This window comes from Actinacidiphila acididurans, assembly GCF_016918855.1.
Taxonomy (GTDB): Bacteria; Actinomycetota; Actinomycetes; order Streptomycetales; family Streptomycetaceae; genus Actinacidiphila; species Actinacidiphila acididurans.
Genome location: NZ_JADKYB010000001.1, coordinates 640678 through 658672, shown reverse-complemented (window position 1 = coordinate 658672; position 17995 = coordinate 640678). Strand labels below are relative to the sequence as shown.

Annotated in this window: 15 protein-coding genes; 9 read left to right on the top strand and 6 right to left on the bottom strand. The window is 74.0% G+C overall.

Features of this window, described 5'->3' with window-relative positions; translation table 11 throughout:
• Nucleotides 1–11: 11 nt before the first annotated feature.
• Nucleotides 12–1157 carry a site-2 protease family protein gene (locus ITX44_RS02880; RefSeq protein WP_205355329.1) on the bottom strand — a complete coding sequence of 382 codons (1146 nt, stop codon included), beginning with the start codon at nt 1155–1157 and terminating at the stop codon, nt 12–14.
• A gap of 389 nt (nt 1158–1546) precedes the next feature.
• On the bottom strand, nt 1547–3106 hold the full coding sequence (locus ITX44_RS02875; protein WP_205355328.1) for a GMC family oxidoreductase: 1560 nt from the start codon (nt 3104–3106) through the stop codon (nt 1547–1549).
• 179 nt (nt 3107–3285) lie between these two features.
• Between ITX44_RS02875 and ITX44_RS02870 the strand changes: the two genes are divergently transcribed.
• Nucleotides 3286–4065, top strand: a complete 780-nt coding sequence (locus ITX44_RS02870) for a class I SAM-dependent methyltransferase (protein ID WP_205355327.1) — start codon at nt 3286–3288, stop codon at nt 4063–4065.
• A gap of 313 nt (nt 4066–4378) precedes the next feature.
• Nucleotides 4379–6142, top strand: a complete 1764-nt coding sequence (locus ITX44_RS02865) for a glycoside hydrolase family 27 protein (RefSeq protein WP_205355326.1) — start codon at nt 4379–4381, stop codon at nt 6140–6142.
• Nucleotides 6143–6172: 30 nt separating this feature from the next.
• On the opposite strand, the gene ITX44_RS02860 is transcribed toward ITX44_RS02865, so the two are convergent.
• Nucleotides 6173–7018, bottom strand: a complete 846-nt coding sequence (locus tag ITX44_RS02860) for a hypothetical protein (RefSeq protein ID WP_205355325.1) — start codon at nt 7016–7018, stop codon at nt 6173–6175.
• A 169-nt stretch (nt 7019–7187) separates the two neighbouring features.
• Between ITX44_RS02860 and ITX44_RS42525 the strand changes: the two genes are divergently transcribed.
• Nucleotides 7188–7898, top strand: a complete 711-nt coding sequence (locus ITX44_RS42525; protein WP_205355324.1) for a phosphatase PAP2 family protein — start codon at nt 7188–7190, stop codon at nt 7896–7898.
• A 60-nt stretch (nt 7899–7958) separates the two neighbouring features.
• On the opposite strand, the gene ITX44_RS02850 is transcribed toward ITX44_RS42525, so the two are convergent.
• From ITX44_RS02850 to ITX44_RS02840, 3 genes are all read right to left on the bottom strand, one after another.
• Complete coding sequence (locus ITX44_RS02850) at nt 7959–10364, bottom strand: ATP-binding SpoIIE family protein phosphatase (RefSeq protein ID WP_205355323.1); 2406 nt, start codon at nt 10362–10364, stop codon at nt 7959–7961.
• A 174-nt stretch (nt 10365–10538) separates the two neighbouring features.
• Nucleotides 10539–11486 (bottom strand): ketopantoate reductase family protein, encoded by a 948-nt coding sequence (locus ITX44_RS02845; protein ID WP_205355322.1) that lies wholly within the window; start codon nt 11484–11486, stop codon nt 10539–10541.
• A gap of 93 nt (nt 11487–11579) precedes the next feature.
• Nucleotides 11580–12116 (bottom strand): winged helix-turn-helix transcriptional regulator, encoded by a 537-nt coding sequence (locus tag ITX44_RS02840; RefSeq protein WP_205355321.1) that lies wholly within the window; start codon nt 12114–12116, stop codon nt 11580–11582.
• Nucleotides 12117–12303: 187 nt separating this feature from the next.
• Here ITX44_RS02840 and ITX44_RS02835 point away from each other — a divergent pair, with 187 nt between their 5' ends.
• From ITX44_RS02835 to ITX44_RS02810, 6 genes are all read left to right on the top strand, one after another.
• A complete protein-coding gene (locus tag ITX44_RS02835) occupies nt 12304–13251 on the top strand; it encodes an SDR family oxidoreductase (protein WP_205355320.1) in 948 nt (315 codons plus the stop codon).
• Nucleotides 13252–13432: 181 nt separating this feature from the next.
• On the top strand, nt 13433–14284 hold the full coding sequence (locus ITX44_RS02830) for an oxidoreductase (protein WP_236059737.1): 852 nt from the start codon (nt 13433–13435) through the stop codon (nt 14282–14284).
• A gap of 69 nt (nt 14285–14353) precedes the next feature.
• Nucleotides 14354–14950 (top strand): TetR/AcrR family transcriptional regulator, encoded by a 597-nt coding sequence (locus ITX44_RS02825; protein ID WP_205355318.1) that lies wholly within the window; start codon nt 14354–14356, stop codon nt 14948–14950.
• Nucleotides 14951–15306: 356 nt separating this feature from the next.
• Nucleotides 15307–16650 (top strand): diaminopimelate decarboxylase, encoded by a 1344-nt coding sequence (gene lysA / locus ITX44_RS02820; RefSeq protein WP_205355317.1) that lies wholly within the window; start codon nt 15307–15309, stop codon nt 16648–16650.
• 145 nt (nt 16651–16795) lie between these two features.
• Entirely contained in the window at nt 16796–17479 is a 684-nt protein-coding gene (locus ITX44_RS02815) for a TetR/AcrR family transcriptional regulator (RefSeq protein WP_205355316.1), read from the top strand.
• Nucleotides 17476–17934 (top strand): nuclear transport factor 2 family protein, encoded by a 459-nt coding sequence (locus tag ITX44_RS02810; RefSeq protein WP_205355315.1) that lies wholly within the window; start codon nt 17476–17478, stop codon nt 17932–17934. Before ITX44_RS02815 ends, ITX44_RS02810 begins: the two co-directional genes overlap by 4 nt.
• Nucleotides 17935–17995: the final 61 nt, after the last annotated feature.

Genomic DNA, 17995 nt, shown 5'->3' with positions numbered 1-17995 from the left:
TACGCCTGGCCTCAGCCCACCTTGCGGAAGTTCGGGGTGGCCGGAGGGCGGTGGTGGTGCTGGGCGAGGCGGGTGATGTCCTCGGGGGTGAGGATGCCGGCGACGCGGCCCTCGTCGAGGACCAGGACGTGGCCGGTGGGGGTCAGGCCGCCGCGTTCGAGGACGTCGGTGACCCGGTCGTCGGGCGCGGCGAGGGTGCAGCGGCCGAGCGGGACGGCCAGGTCGCGGACCCTGACCTCGGACCTGCGCGCGGTGGGAACGGTGAGCAGGCCTGGCACCGTGACGACCCCGCTGGGCCGGCCGTCGAAGTCGGTCAGCGGGATCACCCGGCGGCCGGTCCGGGGCACGGTCTCGGCGAGGAAGCGGTCCACGGTGAGCCAGTCCTGTCCGGTCACCACCGGCGTCGCCATCGCCTCGGCCACCCGGACCCCGCGCAGTGCGTCGTACAGCACCGACCGGCGGACCTCGGCGTAGGCGGCCATCGCCACGAACAGCCCGAGCACGGTGAGCCACAGGCCGCCGGCGCCGCCCTTGGCGAACTCCACCCAGCCGCCGAGCACCATCAGGGCGCCCGCCACCTGGCCGCAGCGGCCTGCCACCCGGATCGCCCGTTCGCGGTCGCCGCGCAGCCGCCAGACGATCGCCTGGAGCACCCGCCCGCCGTCCAGCGGGGCGGCCGGCAGCAGGTTGAACGCGCCGAGCAGTACGTTCGCCCAGCCGGTCCAGGCAAGCACCGCGGCCGGCACCGCCCAGTGGAAGGCGTCGTGCGTCAGCACCGCGCCGGCGAAGCCGAGGCCGCCCAGCAGCAGGCTGGTCAACGGCCCGACGGCCGCGACCCACCCCTGGGTGCGGGGCGTGGTGGCCTGGCCCATCCGGGTGACGCCGCCCAGGGCGAACACCGTGACGTCCTTGACCTCGATCCCGGACCGCCGGGCGAGCAGGGCGTGCGCGGCCTCGTGCAGCACCAGGCTCGCCGCCAGCAGCAGTGCCCCGACGATCGCGGCGATCCGGTACGCAGTGCTGGAGTGGCCGGGTGCCCAGGCCGGGAGCGTACTGGAGCCGAGCCCGACGCCGATGACGATCACCAGCAGCGGGGCGGTCCAATGGATCCGCAGGGGCACGCCCCTGATCCGCCCCACGGTCACGGATCCGTTCATCGCGCCCTCCTTCCGCACGGCGCGTGGGCCCGGAGCCGCCCGGGCCTCCACTTCCATCGTCGCTCGTTCCGCCGCCCGCGGCGCGGTCCGCACGGCTCCCGCCGGTGGTCCGTACGACCCCGCGCGCTCCAGCGCCGACCGGCTCCCCTTCCTCGCGCGCACGGTGGCCGGCGCCATCGGCACCCATCAGTGCCAACACGCCGGCCACGCCGTGATTCCCGGCCCGCCGCGCCCGACGTTCAGTGCTCCTGAGCAGCCGCGACCCGGAACCGCAGGCACGACGACGCGTGGGCGGCGGCAGGCGGGAAGAGGTCATGTCTGTGCACGGGCCCCGCGGCACTCCGGGCGACGACGCCGGGCCCGCAGGCCCGTCCCGGGGGAATGGCGCGTCAGGCCGGGATGAAGGCGGCGGCTCGTTCGGCGAGGGCCAGGACGGAGGCGTTGATGTTGGCGCTGGGGAGTGAGGGCATCACGGAGGCGTCGACGACGCGCAGGCCGTCGATGCCGTGGACGCGCAGTTCGGGGTCGACGACGGATTGGGGGCCGGTGCCCATCGCGCAGGTCCCGGCGAGGTGGAAGTAGCTTCCGGTGGCGAGGACGGCGTAGGCGCGTGGATCGGCGAGGTCGCCGACGGGCTGTGCCGTCCCGTTCGGGCGCCAGGGCGCGAAGGCGTCGGAACTGCCGAGGTCCGTGGCGACGTTGAGGCCACGCACCATGCTCTCCAGGTCGCGACGGTCCTGGTAGAGCCCCAGGTCGATCAGCGGCTCGGAGGCGGGGTCGGCGTCGGCGAGCCGGACCGTGCCCCGGCTCAGGGGGCGCATGAGTGCGAAGACGACGGAATAACCGGGCAGGCTCGACGGCTGCCAGGAACCGCTGCCCCACGGTTCGTCCCTGGATTGCGCGGCTCGCACCGGAAAGAGGTAGGGCACCACGACGAGTTGGAGGTCGGGGTCCGCCCCCGCGGAGCTGCGGGTCAGGACGTGGACGAGGTTCGCGTTGGTCGCGGCCACCGGCTCCGACGTGCGGAAGCCGACGTGCGCGTACGGGTGGTCCTGAAGGTTCTCCCCCACGCCGGGCAGGTCGTGGACCACGTCGACACCGGCCGCGCGGAGTTGCTCCGCGGGACCGATGCCCGAGAGCAGCAGGAGCTGGGCGGATCCGATCGCGCCGGCACAGAGCACGACTTCGCCGCCGGCCCGGGCCACGGCCGGGCGGCCGCCTACCGCGTATTCGACGCCGACACAGCGACCGTCCTCGATCACGAGCCGGCGCACCACGGCATCGCTGATCACCTCGAGGTTGGGGCGGGACATGGCAGGCCGCAGGTAGGCGTCCGCCACGCTCTGGCGCGCCCCGCTCACCACGTTCAGCTCGGTGGCTGCCGCGCCCTCGGTCTCCTCACCGTTGCCGTCGGCGAGCAGATGGTAACCGGCTTGCGTCGCCGCCGCCGATGCGGCGTTCTGGAATTCGTCGCGGGAGGGATCGGGCGGCCGTTCCACGACCATGGGGCCCTCGGTCCCCCGCCAATGCGCATCCGTGCCGGTAGTCCGCTCGCTGCGCCGGAAAAACGGCAGCAGCGCACGGAAATTCCAGCCCTCGGCGCCGGATTCGTTCCACGCGTCATAGCTGGTGCTGTGGCCACGGATGTGGAACGAGGAATTGATGGTGCTGGAACCGCCCAGTCCGCGGCCACGGGGAACCGGGACGCTCACTCCGTCCAGGCCCTCCTGCGGCGTGCTGGTGAACGCCCAGTCGAAGCGGCTTCCCCAGAAGGACGGCATGAGGCCGTCGTCGGGGCGATCGGCGCTCCCCGCCTCCAGCAGGAGGACGGTGGTGCCGGGTTGCTCGCTCAATCGTTCCGCCACGACGGATCCGGCCGTCCCCGCGCCCACCACGATGTACGTGTATTCCCCCGGAGTCGGGTCTCCATGCGCGTTCGGTTCCTGCATCCCGTTCACCCTTCTGGCATGCGTCGCCGGCCCCCGATCCCTTCGATTCGGCTACGCATCGAGCGTAATGAACAGGGGCCGTGCGTGCAGTGCGGAACGAAACCGAATTCTCTACGGGAGTCGCGGCCCGGTACGTCACGGGGCTGGCCCACCGCCATCGGCGCCGATAGCGTGGCCGGGTGGATCAGGATGAACGGCGGCTGCACGCCTCGTCGTTCGGCGCGGCCGCGGTCGCATACGCCGAACACCGTCCGGACTACGCGCAGGCCGCGATGCGCTGGGCGCTCGAGCCCGCGCCCGGACCGCGCGTACTCGACCTCGGCGCCGGAACCGGCAAGCTGACCGCCGCGCTGGTCGCGCTGGGGGCCGACGTCATCGCGGTCGAGCCCGACCCGGCGATGCTGGCCGAGCTGCGCCGCTCGCTGCCGGGAGTCCGTGCCCTGTCGGGCAGCGCCGAGGCGATACCGCTGCCGGACGCCTCCGTGGATGCCGTGCTGGCCGGCAACGCCATGCACTGGTTCGACATGGCGGTCGCGGGACCCGAGATCGCCAGGGTCCTCGCCCCCGGCGGCGTCCTGGCAGGCCTGTGGAACCTGATGGACGACCGGGTCGAGTGGGTCGCCGGACTCGCGCGGGCCGGCGGGAGCGCGGCCGTCGGCCCTCGGGACACGCCCGCCGCCTGGCGCGCCGCGACGGCCGGCGCACACCTTCCGAAGACCGGCGCGGCCGCCCGGTTCGGCTCGCCGGTGCAGGCCGAGTTCCCGCACGGGCAGCGCCGCACCGCCGACTCCCTCGTCGCGACCCTCGCGACACGGGCGGGGGTGCTGGTCATGCCGAACCAGGACCGAGAGGCGACGCTGGGCCGGATCCGCGCATTCCTCGCGAGCCGACCGGAGACCGCCCAGGGCGAGTTCACGCTGCCGATGCTGACCGGAGTGCTGCGCGTCCGGCGGCTGTGAAGCGCCTGGCATTCACGCGAGAAGCTGGTGCCGTCGCCCTTGCGGACAGATTCGCAAACGGGCGTGCGGACGGGCATACGGACGGACCGGGTGCGGTCCGACGTCGTGACACGGAGGAGCACTCCTGCGGGCTGCGGCCCGGCCCCAAGACCTGCCAGAATGTCATGTCCACGCAACCATGCAGCACGCCCTCGTACCCGAAGCCGCCGCGGCCGTCCGGAACCCTCGGCGAGGACCCGTACGAGCCCCCACCCCCCCCGGACCGGTCAGCGCGCGCGGACGACGTGCCCGGTCCCGTACCGGAGGTTCCGTCATGCACCTGCGAAGGGCCCTGAGCCGGGCGCTGCCCCTGGCACTGGTCGCGTCCGGCGCCCTGCTGGTCCTGCCCGGCGCGCCGGCCCAGGCCAAGAGCGACATCGGCGCCAAGCCGTTCATGGGCTTCAGCACCTGGAGCGTGGAGTCCTCCACGCACCCCGGGTACGGCTCGGGCTGGCTGACCGAGCAGAACGTGAAGAACGCCGCCGACACGCTCGCCGCCAAGCTGCTGCCGGCCGGCTACAGCTACCTCAACTTGGACTCCGGCTGGAGCAGCGGCGTCGACGGCAAAGGCGTGCCCAAGGCCGACACCGGCCGCTTCCCCGACGGGATCAAGGCGGTCGTCGACTACATCCACGGCAAGGGGCTCAAGGCCGGGATCTACGACGTGGTCGGCCTGCCCGGCGCGGCCTACGACGCCAACGCGCCCATTCCCGGCACCTCGTGCCACACCAGGGACATCGTCCGTCAGCCGCTGACCCAGGTGCCCAACGGGTGGGGCAGCGGCACGGATTACGCGGTCGACTACACCAACTCCTGCACCCAGCCGTACTACGACGCGGTGGTGAGCACCTTCGCCTCCTGGGGCGTGGACCTGATCAAGGTGGACGGGCAGCACCTGAACGGCGGCGCGACCACCGCGGACGTGCCGGCCGACAATCTCGCCGTCTGGTCCCGGGCCATCGACCGCTCCGGCCGGCCGATCTACCTGACCGCCAGCGGCTGGCCGGTGCCGGTCGCCGAGGCCGACGCGCTGCGCCCGTACGTCAACGGGGTCCGGGTGGACACCGACGTCGAGTGCTACTGCGACACGATCTCGTCCTGGAACAGCTCGGTCAGCGCCCGGTTCGCCGACCTGCCGGCCTGGCTCGGCCATGTGGGCGGCAACTACTGGCCGGACCTGGACTCGATGCCGATCAACAACAACACCGGCTCCGGCGTGCAGGACGGGCTGAACGACACCGAGCGGCAGACGGTGATGAACTTCTGGTCGATGGCCTCGGCGCCGCTGTACGTCGGCGGCGACGTCTGGTTCGAGGACGCCAAGGCGCAGGCGATCCTGACGAATCCCGAGGTGATCGCCGTCGACCAGTCGGGCGTCGTCCCGACCCAGGTCAGCGGTGGTGGCCAGCAGGTCTGGGCGAAGCGGCTGCCGGACGGCAGCACGGTGGTCGGCGTGTTCAACACCGGTTCCGCCGCCGCGACGGTCAGTGTCGCCTTCAGCTCGCTGGGCCTGACCGGCAGCGCCTCCGTACGGGATCTGGCCGCCCGGGCCGACCTGGGCACCGCCACCGGGAGCTGGACCGCGAACTCGGTGCCCGCGCACGGGTCCCGGCTGGTCAAGCTCACCGGGGCCGGCATCGCGGGGCCGGGCGGCAGCGGTCCGGTGACCGGCGCCGGGTCGGGCAAGTGCATGGACGTCAACGGCGGCAACACCGCCGACGGCGCCACCGTGACCCTCTACACCTGCAACGGCGGCACGAACCAGACCTGGACCCGTACCGGCGGCACCTTCCAGTCGCTCGGCAAGTGCCTGGATGTCACGGGCGGCGGCACCGCGAACAACACGAACGTCGAACTGTGGAGTTGCAACGGCGGCGGCAACCAGCAGTGGACCACCCCGGGCGACGGCACCATCCGCAACCCTGCCTCGGGCCGCTGCCTGGACGCGGCGGGCGCGGGCACGGGCGACGGCACCCGCCTGATCATCTGGGACTGCAACGGCCAGAGCAACCAGAAGTGGAGCTATCCGGCGGCGTGACAGCTCCCCGGCCCGGGCTTCCGGGCCGGGCTACCCGCGGGACGCGGAGCGCTGGGCGTCGGCGAGCCGCCGCACCTGCTCGGTGACCAGGGCGGGCGGGAAGGGGGTGCGGCGGCCGATGTCGGTCATCTCGAAGGAGACGACGACGTCGCCGACGCGGACCGCGGTCCACTCGTTGTACCGCACGTCCCCGTCCGGCAGGTGGGCCACTTCGTCGAACCGCACGGCCTGCGCGCCCACCGCGGGCCGCGGTTCGACAACGATGCGGTTCGTGAATTTCGCACCGCCGTAGTCGGTACCCGAGACCGCCCGGCACAGGGCCAGGTCGGCGGTCAGCGCCCGGAAGACCTGCCGCGCGCCCCCGGGCGGATAGGCGCCGACGACCGTGCCGCCCGGGTAGATGTCCGTCCTCCAGTTGATCAGCTGGCTCACCCCGGCGGGCGCCGTGTCGGCCTCGGCGATCGCCATGACGTGATCGCAGGCGGCCGGGGCGACCGGCCGGCGCTTGACGGTCCCGGGGGACTTCAGGTCCGTCACCGGCATGCCGTACGCCACGGACACGGAGCCGTCCCGGAAGGTCGCGGCCTTCAGCTGCTGTGCGGTCAGCACCGGGACGGCGGAGCCGAAGACCGGCACCGGCAGGGGTGTCCCGGTGGCCGAGGGTACGGGTACGGGTCCGGTGGTCGTCGGCGCCGGGTGGGTGACCGGTACGGACGTGGTCGGTACGGACGTGCCGGCGCCGGACGTGGCCGGTGCGCCGGTCGCCGGGCGCTCGCCGGCCTTCGCCCCGTGCCCTCCGCCGCATCCGCTCACCGCGACCGCCAGCACCACCGACGCGCTCACCGCGCCGATCGCGGCACGCATCCCCCTCGCCATCGCATTTCCCCCAGGACCCCGTACGGCGTGAACCCCCATGATGGACCTTGCGCTTGATCTCCGCACACGCGATTCGCCGGGCCCGCATGGCGCGTTCGCGGGGCCCGATCCGAGGCCGGGCGCTCGACCGGGCGACGAGGCCGTGGGCGACGGCCCGCATAATGCCGGGGTGATCGAGTCGAGAGCCGGCCGGGACCGGCCTGACCCCGCCCCCGCCCCGGGTCCCGCAGTGCCGGTGGCGGCCGTCGCCGGACCCGAGCCCGCCGGCACCGCCGCCGGCGGCCCTCGCGCCGCCCGAAGCGCCGCGCGCCGTCTCGCCCGGACCGTGACCGATGTCCTCGCCCCCGCCAACGTCCTGCTGGCGCTGCTGCTGACCGTCGGGTGGCACGGCGGCGGGCGGGCCGGGATCGGGTGGGCGCTGGCGGCGGCGTGCGTGATGGTCGGGGTGCCGTTGGGCGTGGTGGTGGCGGGAGTGCGGGCCGGCCGGTACACGGATCTGCACGTACGCGTACGGCGGCAGCGTGCCGTACCGCTGACGGTGGCCGTCGCCTCCGCGCTCGCCGTCCTCGCGTCGCTGCCGCCGCTGGGCGCGCCGCGCGATCTGGTGGCGCTGGTCGCGGCCACCGCGGCGGGCCTGACCGCGGGCGGCGTCGTCACCGTGTGGTGGAAGGTGTCCGGCCACACCGCGGTCGCCGGGGCCGCGACCGTGATCCTCACCGCCCTGTACGGGCCCGGGCCGCTCCCCCTGCTGCTCGCCGCGTCCGTCCTGACCGGCTGGTCCCGGGTGGCGCTGGCCGACCACACCCGCGCCCAGACCGTGGTCGGCTTCGCCATCGGCGCCGGGGTGTGCCTGGCCGTCTACGTCCCGCTGCACGGCTGATCGCGGGACCGGAAGACCCGGGCCGGGCCGGCGGCCGCTTCGCGTTACGGCCGGACGGCCTCAGGACGCCTCGGCCGTGATGGGCAGTTCGGTCCAGATCGTCTTGCCGCGCTGCCCGTACCGGCAACCCCAGCGGGCCGTGCACTGGGCGACGATGAACAGGCCGCGGCCGCCCTCGTCGGTGGAGGCGGCGCGGGTCAGCCGGGGCTGGGTGTTGCTGGGGTCGGCGACCTCGCAGATGAGCATCTTGTCCCGGATCAGCCGCAGTTGCACGGGTCCGCCGGCGTAGCGCATGGCGTTGGTGATCAGTTCGCTGACCACGAGCTCGGTGTTGAAGGCCAGGTCGTCCAGGCCCCACTTGTCCAGTTGCCGGACCGCGGCGGACCGGCCGGCCGCCACCGACTCGGCGTCGGCGGGGAATTCCCAGCTCGCCATGTTGGCCGGGTCGATCGCGGCGGTGCGCGCGAGCAGCAGGGCCACGTCGTCCCGGGGCCGGCCGCCCTGCTGCTCGGACAGCAGCTCGCCGCCGGTGTCCGCCAGGCCGCCTCCGCCCTCCTGCCGGCGCCGCGCCGCGATGGCCTCGCCCAGCCTGAGGGGACCGTCCGGGCCGGCGTAGGCGTCGAGGTCGAGCAGCCCGTCGGTGAAGAGGGCCAGCACGCTCGCCTCGGGCACGTCGAAGGTGACGGAGGTGAACGGCTCGCCGGCCACTCCGAGCGGCGGTCCGGGAGGCACCGACAGGGTTTCGGCGGCGCCGTCCGGCCGGACCAGGACGGGCGGCGGCTGGCCGGCGTTGGCCACGACGCACTGGCAGGTCGCCGGGTCGTACACGGCGTACATGCAGGTGGCGCCCACCATGTCGCGGTCCTGGAACGGCCTCTCGGCGGCGATGCGCTGCACCAGGTCGGCCATGTGCCCCAGAACCTCGGCGGGTTCGAGTTCGAGGGCGGCGAAGGTCTGCACGGCGGTGCGGAGCCGGCCCATGGTGGCCGCGGCGGACAGGCCGTGGCCGAAGACGTCGCCGACGACGAAGGCGACCCGCAACGAGGGCAGCGGGATGACGTCGAACCAGTCGCCGCCCACACCGGCACCGCCGCGGGCCGGGCGGTAGACGCCGGCCGTTCGCACCGCGGAGGTGTTGGTCACCGCACGCGGCAGCAGGCTCTGCTGCAGGGCGACGGCGGCCTTGTGCTCATGGGTGTAGCGGCGGGCGTTGTCGATGCCGAGGGCGGCGCGCGAGCTGATCTCGGCGAGCAGTTCCACATCGTGCTCGTCGAAGGGGGCCGACGGCTCGTCCCGCCAGGTGGTCAGGCTGCCGAACATGGTCCCGCGGGCGAACAGCGGGGAGACCACGGCCCATTGGGCCTGCGGCGGCAGCAAGGTGCGGCAGAGCCCGGGATCGTGGCCGAGGGCCCGCGCGACGTCCTCCCGGGCGAGGGTGATCGATCTGCCTTCCCCGATCAGCTTGATCTCGGGGCTCTCCGGAAGGTCCGGATAGCGCTCCCCCACGTTCAGCAGGTCCGGCGGCCAGGTGCCGTCCGCGCCGGCCACCGCGACCCGGACCAGCGGGGGGTTCCCGCCGAACGCGGGGGACGGCTCGTTGCCGTCGAGCACCGGTGCGGCCAGGTCCACGGTCACCAGGCTGCCGACCTCGGCGACCACGTCGGCCAGGGCCCGCGCGATGTGGCGGACGTCCAGCGAGAATCCGATGCGCTCGGCGGCGCGGTGCAGCAGTTCGCGGTGCCGGCGGACGCGTTCCTGCTCGCTGACGTCGTACATGACGGCGGCCACTCCCGAGGGCCGCCCAGCTGCGTCCTCCAGGCGGAAGGCCGACAGACTCATGGTCCACTCGTACGGCGGGCTGTCGCCGTCCGACCGGATCAGGTGGTTCGAGCCGAGCACGGGCACGCCGCTGTGCAGCACGTCGGCGAGCACGGCCTCCACGGCGGCCGCGTCCGGCGGCCGCAGTACGTCGGCGAGGGCGACGCCGGGTGCGACCGGCGGGCCGCCGAACATCTCCGGCGTGATGTTGGTCTGCTCCAGGCGCAGGTCGGTGCGGTGCAAGGCGATGCCGATCCGCTGCTGGCCGCGCACCGCGCGCAGCAGCGAGGTGCCCTCGCCCCATTCGACGGCCCGCTCGTACGGCGCGATCAGCACCAGGTGCTCCCCCTCCGCGCCGGCCAGGGCGGTCACCCGCAGCCAGGCGTCCACCTCACCGTCGGCGCCGCACAGCGCCACCCGCCCGCCGCGGGGCGGTCCGCGGTAGGCGCCGCCGGGCCGGGATTGCGCTCCGCCGTCCGCGAGCAGGTCGGCGAACGGCCTGCCGCACACCTCGGCCCCCGGCCGGCCCAGCAGGGCGGCCGCTTCCGCGGACCAGCGCAGTACGGTCCCGGTGGGGCCGACGACGGCCGCGGCCACCGCGGGAAGGCAGAAGCCGCGGTCCGCGGAGGTGCCGGCAAGGGCGCTCATCCCTGCTCCGATACGTCAGTGTGGCACCGTGTCCGGTGCGCTCGTCCTCTCGTCCTTCTCAGGGCATTCTTCCCAGCGACAAAAGGAATATATCGGCTATTCGGGAAGGGCTCCGGGTGCCCCGGAAGGGCCCGGGATCGCCGCAGGAGCGGGCGCCCGGCGGCGGCCCCGCGCTCAGGAGGCGGTACGGTCCTGCGCCGCGGCAATCGCGATGCGGTTGTTGTGCACGCGTCCACGTACGGCGGCCAGCTCCAGCCGCGGGACCGGGACGCTTAGGTCGTGGGCGCGGGCGACCAGGTCGCCCAAGACGTGTTCCACCTCGGCGGGGCGGCCGGCGGTCAGGTCGCGGTACATCGACGGGGCGAAGGGCGAGCCGGGGCGGGTCATGACGGCGTCCGTGGCCGCGAAGACGCCGCCCGGCACCGGGTGGCCGGCGGCCCGCGCGACCGAGGCCGCCTCCGTCAGGATCGCGGTGGCCGCCTCCGGTCCGCCGACCACGGCGGCCGCCTCGCCGACCGTCCCGCCGGCCAGGTAGGTGACGGCCATGGCGGTGGCGATGAAGACCCACTTCTGCCACATCGCGCCCACGACGTCGTCGCTGACCGTGAAGTCGTAGCCGTCGGCCTTGAGCACCCGCCCGGCCGCGTCCACCCGCTCGGACCGGCCGCCGCCCCGCTCGCCGATCACCATGTCGGCGCCGGGGGCGAGCTGCACGATCGCGCCGTCCGCGCCGAGCTGGGTCACCACGCGCACCACGCCCCCGAGCACGGCCGGACCGAACCGCTCGCCGAGCAGGTCGAGGTGGGCCATGCCGTTGAGGAAGGGCACGACCAGGGTCTGCGGGCCGACCGCGGGTGCCATGTCGTCGGCGGCCGCGGACAGCGCGTCCGCCTTCACCGAGATCAGCACGATGTCGTACGGCTCGGCCAGCTCGCCGGCGGTCACGACCCGGGGGTGCAGCACCTCGTCCTCGGCCGGGCCGGTCAGCCGCAGGCCCTGCTCCCGCAGCAGCTCCGCGCGCGGCGGCCGTACCAGGAACGTCACGTCCCGGCCGGCCTGGGCGAGCCGCGCCCCGAAGTACCCGCCCGTGGCGCCCGCGCCGACCACCAGGATCCGTTCCATCACGTGCCTTCTTCCGTATCCGATCAAGACGTTCGTTCCGTGCGGCCGTTCCCTGCGGCGCCGCGGCCGGTCGCGGCGCAGGCGCTCAGGTCCTCACGCGGCACCGTCGGCCACGCCCTGAGCGTCAACCGCCGGCTGCGCCATCGCCACCGGCTCGGGCGAGCGCCAGGGCCGTATCCACACGGTCTCGTCGCGGGTCACGAGCCGGCCGCAGTGCGCGCAGTACTCGCCGCTTGCCAGCGCCTGCCCGCACACGCTGTGCAGCACGCGCATCGGCCCGGACGGGTCGGTGGTACGGGTGTGCCGCTCCCCCCACCGTGCCATCGCGAGCAGTACCGGCAGCGCGTCCGCTCCGGCGGGGGTCAGCCGGTATTCGTGCCGGGTCCGTCCGCCGTCCCGGTACGGCACCTTGGTCAGCAGCCCGGCCGCCACCAGCTTGGCCAGCCGTGCGGCCAGGATGTTGTCCGCGACGCCCAGCTCCGCCCGGAACCGGTCGAACCGCGTCTCCCCGGTGGTGGCGGTGCGCAGGATCAGCAGCGTCCACCGGTCCCCGAGCACGTCCGCCGCCCGCCCGATGGGGCACGGCACGTCGCGGTACGCCGCCTCGGCCGTCATCGAACCGCCTCCCATCGGCCTGACTTTCATATCGCAAGCCAAGCCTAGCGCCGGCCGGTGGGCTCGCACGTTCCCGGCCCGTACACACGCAGCCCCGGACCGGCGATCCGGGGACAAACGCACCGTGGTTGCGCCGCCCGCTGCCCAGCAGCCTGGAGGCCGGGAAGCCGGGCGACCGGACACGAGAATCGGAAGGAACCTCATGCCACGCAGCAAGCCGGACATCCAGGTACCCGATCTGTCGGGACAGCGGGCGGTGGTCACGGGTGCCAGCGACGGCCTCGGGGTCGGGCTGGCGCTGCGCCTGGCCCGGGCGGGCGCGGAAGTGGTGCTGCCGGTGCGCAACCGGGCCAAGGGCGCGGCGGCCGTGGAGCGCATCCGCGCGGCCTGCCCGCGGGCGGCGGTCTCGCTGCGCGACCTGGACCTGGCCTCGCTGGCGTCGGTGGCGGACCTCGGCCGGTCGCTGGTCGCCGAGGGCGACCCGGTGCACATCCTGATCAACAACGCCGCCGTGATGACCCCGCCGGAGCGGCACACCACGGCGGACGGGTTCGAGTTGCAGTTCGGCACGAACCACCTGGGCCACTTCGCGCTCGCCGCACACCTGCTGCCGGTACTGACCGCGGGCCGGGCGCGGGTGACGACCATGGCCACGCTGGCCGCCGGCGCGAGCCGGTTCGACTGGGCCGATCTCCAGCAGGAGCGGCGCTACCGGGCGATGCGGGCGTACAACCGCTCCAAGCTCGCGCTCATGCTGTTCGCCCTGGAGCTGGACCGCCGCAGCCAGGCCTACGGCTGGGGCCTGACCAGCAATGTCGCGCACCCGGGGCTGACCCTCACCAACCTGCAGACCTCCGGCTGGAACCTGGGCCGCGGCCGGGAATCGGTCCGGACCCGGATGTTCCGCGGCGCCGCAAGGGTGACCCCCTTCCTCGTCCAGCAGGTCGACACCGGCGTGCTGCCCGCGCTGTACGCGGCGACGAGCCCGCGGGCCGAAGGCGGCGCCCTCTACGGCCCGGACGGTTTCGCCCACCTGACCGGCGGTCCGGCCGAACTGCCCGTCTACCGCGCCGCGCGCAGCCGCGAGGACGCCGAACGCGTCTGGACCGTCTCGCAGGAACTGACCGGCGCCCGTTTCCCGGTCGCCTGACCGGTCGGTCGAGCGGTCCGTTGACCTGCAGCCCGGCCCGCCGCTCGACGGGCCGCCGATCAGCCCGGGCCTCGCATTTTCTGCGTCACGCCGAAAAAAATCTGCATGGTGTAGATTTTCAGGTGAGGCCGGTGCCGCGGCGAAGCCGCCGCGGCCCGGCGACCCGAGGAGGCGAGTGGGCATGAAGACATTCCTGATCACCGGTGTGAGCAGTGGACTGGGCCGGGCGTTCGCGGTGGGCGCGCTGGCCGCCGGGCACACGGTGGTGGGCACCGTCCGCGGCCAGGCGGACGCCGAAGCTTTCGAGGCGCTGGCGCCCGGGCGGGCGCACGCGCGTCTGCTGGACGTCACCGACGACGAGGCGGTGGTGGCCGTGGTGGACGAGGTCGAGTCCGCGGTGGGGCCGGTCGACGTGGCCGTCGCCAACGCCGGATACGGCCTGGAGGGGATCTTCGAGGAGACCCCGATGTCGGCGGTGCGGGCGCAGTTCGCCACGAACGTGTTCGGGGCGGCGGCGACCCTCCAGGCGGTCCTGCCGCACATGCGCCGGCGCCGGGCCGGCCACCTGATGGCGGTGACGTCCATGGGCGGCCTGATGGCCGTGCCCGGGATGTCGGCCTACTGCGGCAGCAAGTTCGCGCTGGAAGGCATGCTGGACAGCCTGCGCAAGGAAGTCGCACCGTTCGGCATCCATGTGACGGCTCTCGAACCCGGCTCCTTCCGCACCGACTGGGCGGGCCGGTCCATGACGCGGGCCGAGCGCCGTGTCGAGGACTACGACGAGCTGTTCACCCCGATCCGCGAGGCGCGGATCAAGGCCAGCGGCAATCAGCTCGGCAACCCGGAGCGGGCGGCGGAGGCACTGCTGCACATCCTGGACGTCCCCGAGCCCCCCGGGCACCTGGTGCTCGGCTCGGACGCGCTGCGCCTGGTCACGACCGCGCGCAAGGCGCTGGACGACGAGATCCGCGCCTGGGAGCCGCTGTCGCGCACCACCGACTTCCCCGACGGAGCCCAGCTCGCGGGGAACTGATCCCGGCCGCGTCCGGCCGCCTCGGCCGGACGCTAGGGTGACCGGGACTCAACGACCAGGGAGACGGCTGTGGGAAGGCGCGGTGACGCCCCGCGGAAGGGGGACCTGCGCGAGCAGGCCCTGCTGGACGCCGCGGAGGCGCTGCTGGAGCGGACGGGCCTGGAGGAGCTGACCGTCGAGGCCATCGCCAAGGGCGCCGGCATCTCGCGCGGCTCGCTGTACTTCTACTTCGGCTCCAAGCACGAGGTGCTCGCCGCCCTGGTCGAGCGGACCATGCGCGCGGTCCGGGCCGAGGCCGACAACACCGCGCAGGACGCGCAGTCGCCGCCGCCGGTGCTGATGGAGCGGGCGGTGCGCGGTGTGGAGCAGGTGTGGCGGGAGCACGGCACCGTGATGCGGGCCGCCGTGGACCACTCCGCCCTGCACCCGGTGATAGGCGCGGCCTGGGACGAGACCGTCGAGGCGTTCGCGGCGACCATGACGCCGGTCCTGGTCCGGGCGGGCCTGCCCGGCGGCGACGGGCCCGAGGCCGCCCCGGCACTGGCGCGGGCGCTGTGCTGGATGACGGAGCGCACCTTCTACCGCGCCTTCTGCTCCCCCGGCCGCGACCTGGCGGCGGCGACGGCGACCACCGTGGAGGTCTGGCGCCGCGTCATGGCCGCCTGACGCTCGGCGAACGGGCCACCGCGGCGCGGTGGAGGGTCCTGGCGCGGAGATCGAACATGCAGCTGAGCGGAGGGTTCGCGCACGCTTTTGCGCGCTCCGGGGATCCTGGGGCCGCGCGGGGGCGCCGGGGCCGTCAGAGCGGCGCAAGGGCAACGGCGGCCGGCGTCAAGCACGTGTCAATGCGAGGCGGGGCGGCGGCGCCCCGGATCTAGCGTCGAATGTGCACCGCGCCGGGCGGAACCCGCGGTGACCGCAAGCACGGCTCCCGGGCTCCCGGCCCCGGCGCCCGCGGAGCCGTGCCGGGTCGCCCGCCGCACACCGGCCCGCGCGTCACGTACGTACCGCTGGAGGTTGCCATGACTGTCTCCCCGGCCCGACCGGTCCCCGCGCTCGGGACCGGTCCGCAGGACCTGTCGGTGTGGCCCGCGTCGGCCAGTGCGGGCACGGACGGCGACGTGACCGTCGCCGGGGTGTCCCTGCGGGAGGCTGCGAGCCGGTTCGGCACGCCGGTGTACCTGCTCGACGAGGACGAGGTCCGGGCCCGCTGCCGCGCTTACGCCGCCGCTTTCCCGGGGGCGGACGTCGTCTACGCCGCCAAGGCGCTGCTGTGCCGGGCGGTCGCCCGCTGGGTGCGCGAGGAGGGCCTGGGCCTGGACGTGTGCTCGGCCGGTGAACTGGAACTGGCGGTCACCGGGGGCTTCCCGGCGGAACGGATCGTGCTGCACGGCAACGCCAAGACCCCGGAGGATCTGCGGACCGCGGTCCGGCTGGGGGTCGGGCGGATCGTCATCGACAGCGTCACGGAGATCGCCCGGCTGGCCACCCTGGTCGCTCCCGGCGACCGGCAGCAGGTGCTGCTGCGGGTCGTGCCGGGGGTGGCGGCCGGTGCGCATCCGGCGGTGCGCACCGGCACGGACGACCAGAAGTTCGGGCTGTCCATCGGCGACGGCTCGGCGGAGCACGCCGTGGAGAAGGTGCTCGGCCAGCCGCGGCTGGAACTCGTGGGCCTGCACTGCCACATCGGCTCGCAGATCGCCGACGTGGAACCGTATCTCGTCGCCGTACGGCGGATGGTGGCGCTGCTGGCCACGATCCGCGACCGGCACGGCATCGCTCTGCCGCAACTCGATCTCGGCGGCGGCCACGCGGTGCCCTACCGGGCGGGCGAACCCGCCCTCGACCTGACCGCCCTGGCCGGGGCCGTCCGCACCGAACTCGCCGGCGCCTGCGCCGACTCGGACCTGCCCGTCCCCCGGCTCACCGTCGAGCCCGGCCGCGCGGTCGTCGGCCCGGCCGGTGTCGTCCTCTACCACGTCCTCGCCGTCAAGGACATGGGCGGCCGCACCCTGGTCGCCGTCGACGGCGGCATGAGCGACAACCCGCGCCCCGCCCTCTACGGCGTCCGGTACGCCCCCCTCCTCGTCGGCCGCCCCTCCCCCGCGCCCCTGCGGCCCGTCACCGTGGTGGGCCGCCACTGCGAGGCAGGCGACGTCATCACCGCCGACGCCCTCCTCCCCGCCGACGTACGCCCCGGCGACCTGCTGGCGGTGCCGGTCGCCGGGGCGTACCACCTGTCCATGGCCTCGACCTACAACATGATCGGCCGCCCGCCCCTGGTCGGCCTCCACCGAGGAACGGCCCGCGTGCTCGTGCGGCGCGAATCCCTGGCCGACATGGAGATGCGGGACATCGGGGAGTAGGGCTCGCCGGGCGGAGTGCGGACGAACGCGCGCTGTGACGATCGCGACAGCCGAACGGTCTAAGCGGAAATTGTTTTCCGGTCAGGTTATGGTGGCTGCACGGGGACCGCGGGAGACACCGACAACGGCGGAGCGAGGACCGGTCATGGATCAGGCGGCGGCGCGTCCGCTGCGGCGGGACGCCGAGGAGAATCTGGAGCGCGTGCTCGCCGCCGCGGCCGCGGTCTTCGCCGAGCACGGCATGGCCACGAGCATCGAAGTCGTCGCCCAGCGGGCCGGGGTGGGTCTGGGCACGGTCTACCGCCGGTTCCCGAACAAGCGGGCGCTGCTGGACGAGCTGGCCCGGCGGCTGCTGGCCGACGCCGTGGACGTGGCCGAGCGCCATCTCGGCGACCCCGACGGCACAGGTCTCGAGAACTACTTCTGGGAAATCGGCGAACTGCTCGCCGGTCACTCGGGGCTGGTGGCGCGGATGTGGACCGTGCCCGGCGCCTCCCCGCTGGTCGCGCGCTCGCGTGCGGCGCAGGGCGAACTGCTGGCGGCGGCACAACGGCGCGGCCGGGCCCGGCCGGAACTCACGGCCGAGGACGTGGCGGTGACCGCGTGGTCGCTCCAGGGCGTACTCGACGTCACCCGCGGGGTCGCGGTCGAGGCATGGCGGCGCCACCTCGAGGTGTTGCTGGCCGGGCTCGCCCCGCACGGGCCCGCGCTGCGGCATCCCGCCCTCACGCCGGCCGGGATGGACGCGGTGATCTCCGCCGCCCCCGCTGGGCCGCCCGACGCGACGCCGGGCCGTAGGACGGACACGAAGAAAGGCATTCGGCCATGAACGACTACGGCGACGTGATCAACGCCGTGCACCAGTACTTCACGTCAGCGGACGCGGGTGACTGGGACACCTACCGGAAACTGCACGCCGACACGGTGCACGTGGACTTCGGCGGCGTCAACGACGACGCGGGCGGCGCCGTCCCCGCCGACGAGATGCTGCGGTCCGCGCGCAACGTGGTCGGCCCCGTCGAGCTCACCCAGCACATGATCACCAACGAGGTCGTGTCGGTGATGGGCGACCGGGCCACTGTCACCTTCTACGAGCAGGCGCTTCATCACCACCCCGCCCTGGGCGCGGACCCGGCGGTCAACACATGGGTCCTCTACGCCCGGGGCGAGCACGAGTGGACACGTACCCCCGAGGGATGGAAGCTGACCCGGGCCCGCCTGCGCCCCGTGCACCACACCGGCAACGCCGACCTGCTCGGGCAGGTGGCCGCGCTCGACGGGTGACGCCCTGCCCATTTCCCGGCTCGGAGGACCAGAGGCGCGGGTCCGGCGGGTCGGCGCGCCG

Excerpts from the sequence above, each read along its gene's own strand:
- ITX44_RS02880 (WP_205355329.1), bottom strand. The coding sequence starts at position 1,157 with ATGAACGGATCCGTGACCGTGGGGCGGATCAGGGGCGTGCCCCTGCGG.
- ITX44_RS02875 (WP_205355328.1), bottom strand. The coding sequence starts at position 3,106 with ATGCAGGAACCGAACGCGCATGGAGACCCGACTCCGGGGGAATACACG.
- ITX44_RS02865 (WP_205355326.1), top strand. The coding sequence starts at position 4,379 with ATGCACCTGCGAAGGGCCCTGAGCCGGGCGCTGCCCCTGGCACTGGTC.
- ITX44_RS02860 (WP_205355325.1), bottom strand. The coding sequence starts at position 7,018 with ATGGCGAGGGGGATGCGTGCCGCGATCGGCGCGGTGAGCGCGTCGGTG.
- ITX44_RS02850 (WP_205355323.1), bottom strand. The coding sequence starts at position 10,364 with ATGAGCGCCCTTGCCGGCACCTCCGCGGACCGCGGCTTCTGCCTTCCC.
- ITX44_RS02845 (WP_205355322.1), bottom strand. The coding sequence starts at position 11,486 with ATGGAACGGATCCTGGTGGTCGGCGCGGGCGCCACGGGCGGGTACTTC.
- ITX44_RS02840 (WP_205355321.1), bottom strand. The coding sequence starts at position 12,116 with ATGGGAGGCGGTTCGATGACGGCCGAGGCGGCGTACCGCGACGTGCCG.
- ITX44_RS02835 (WP_205355320.1), top strand. The coding sequence starts at position 12,304 with ATGCCACGCAGCAAGCCGGACATCCAGGTACCCGATCTGTCGGGACAG.
- ITX44_RS02830 (WP_236059737.1), top strand. The coding sequence starts at position 13,433 with ATGAAGACATTCCTGATCACCGGTGTGAGCAGTGGACTGGGCCGGGCG.
- lysA (WP_205355317.1), top strand. The coding sequence starts at position 15,307 with ATGACTGTCTCCCCGGCCCGACCGGTCCCCGCGCTCGGGACCGGTCCG.
- ITX44_RS02815 (WP_205355316.1), top strand. The coding sequence starts at position 16,796 with ATGGATCAGGCGGCGGCGCGTCCGCTGCGGCGGGACGCCGAGGAGAAT.
- ITX44_RS02810 (WP_205355315.1), top strand. The coding sequence starts at position 17,476 with ATGAACGACTACGGCGACGTGATCAACGCCGTGCACCAGTACTTCACG.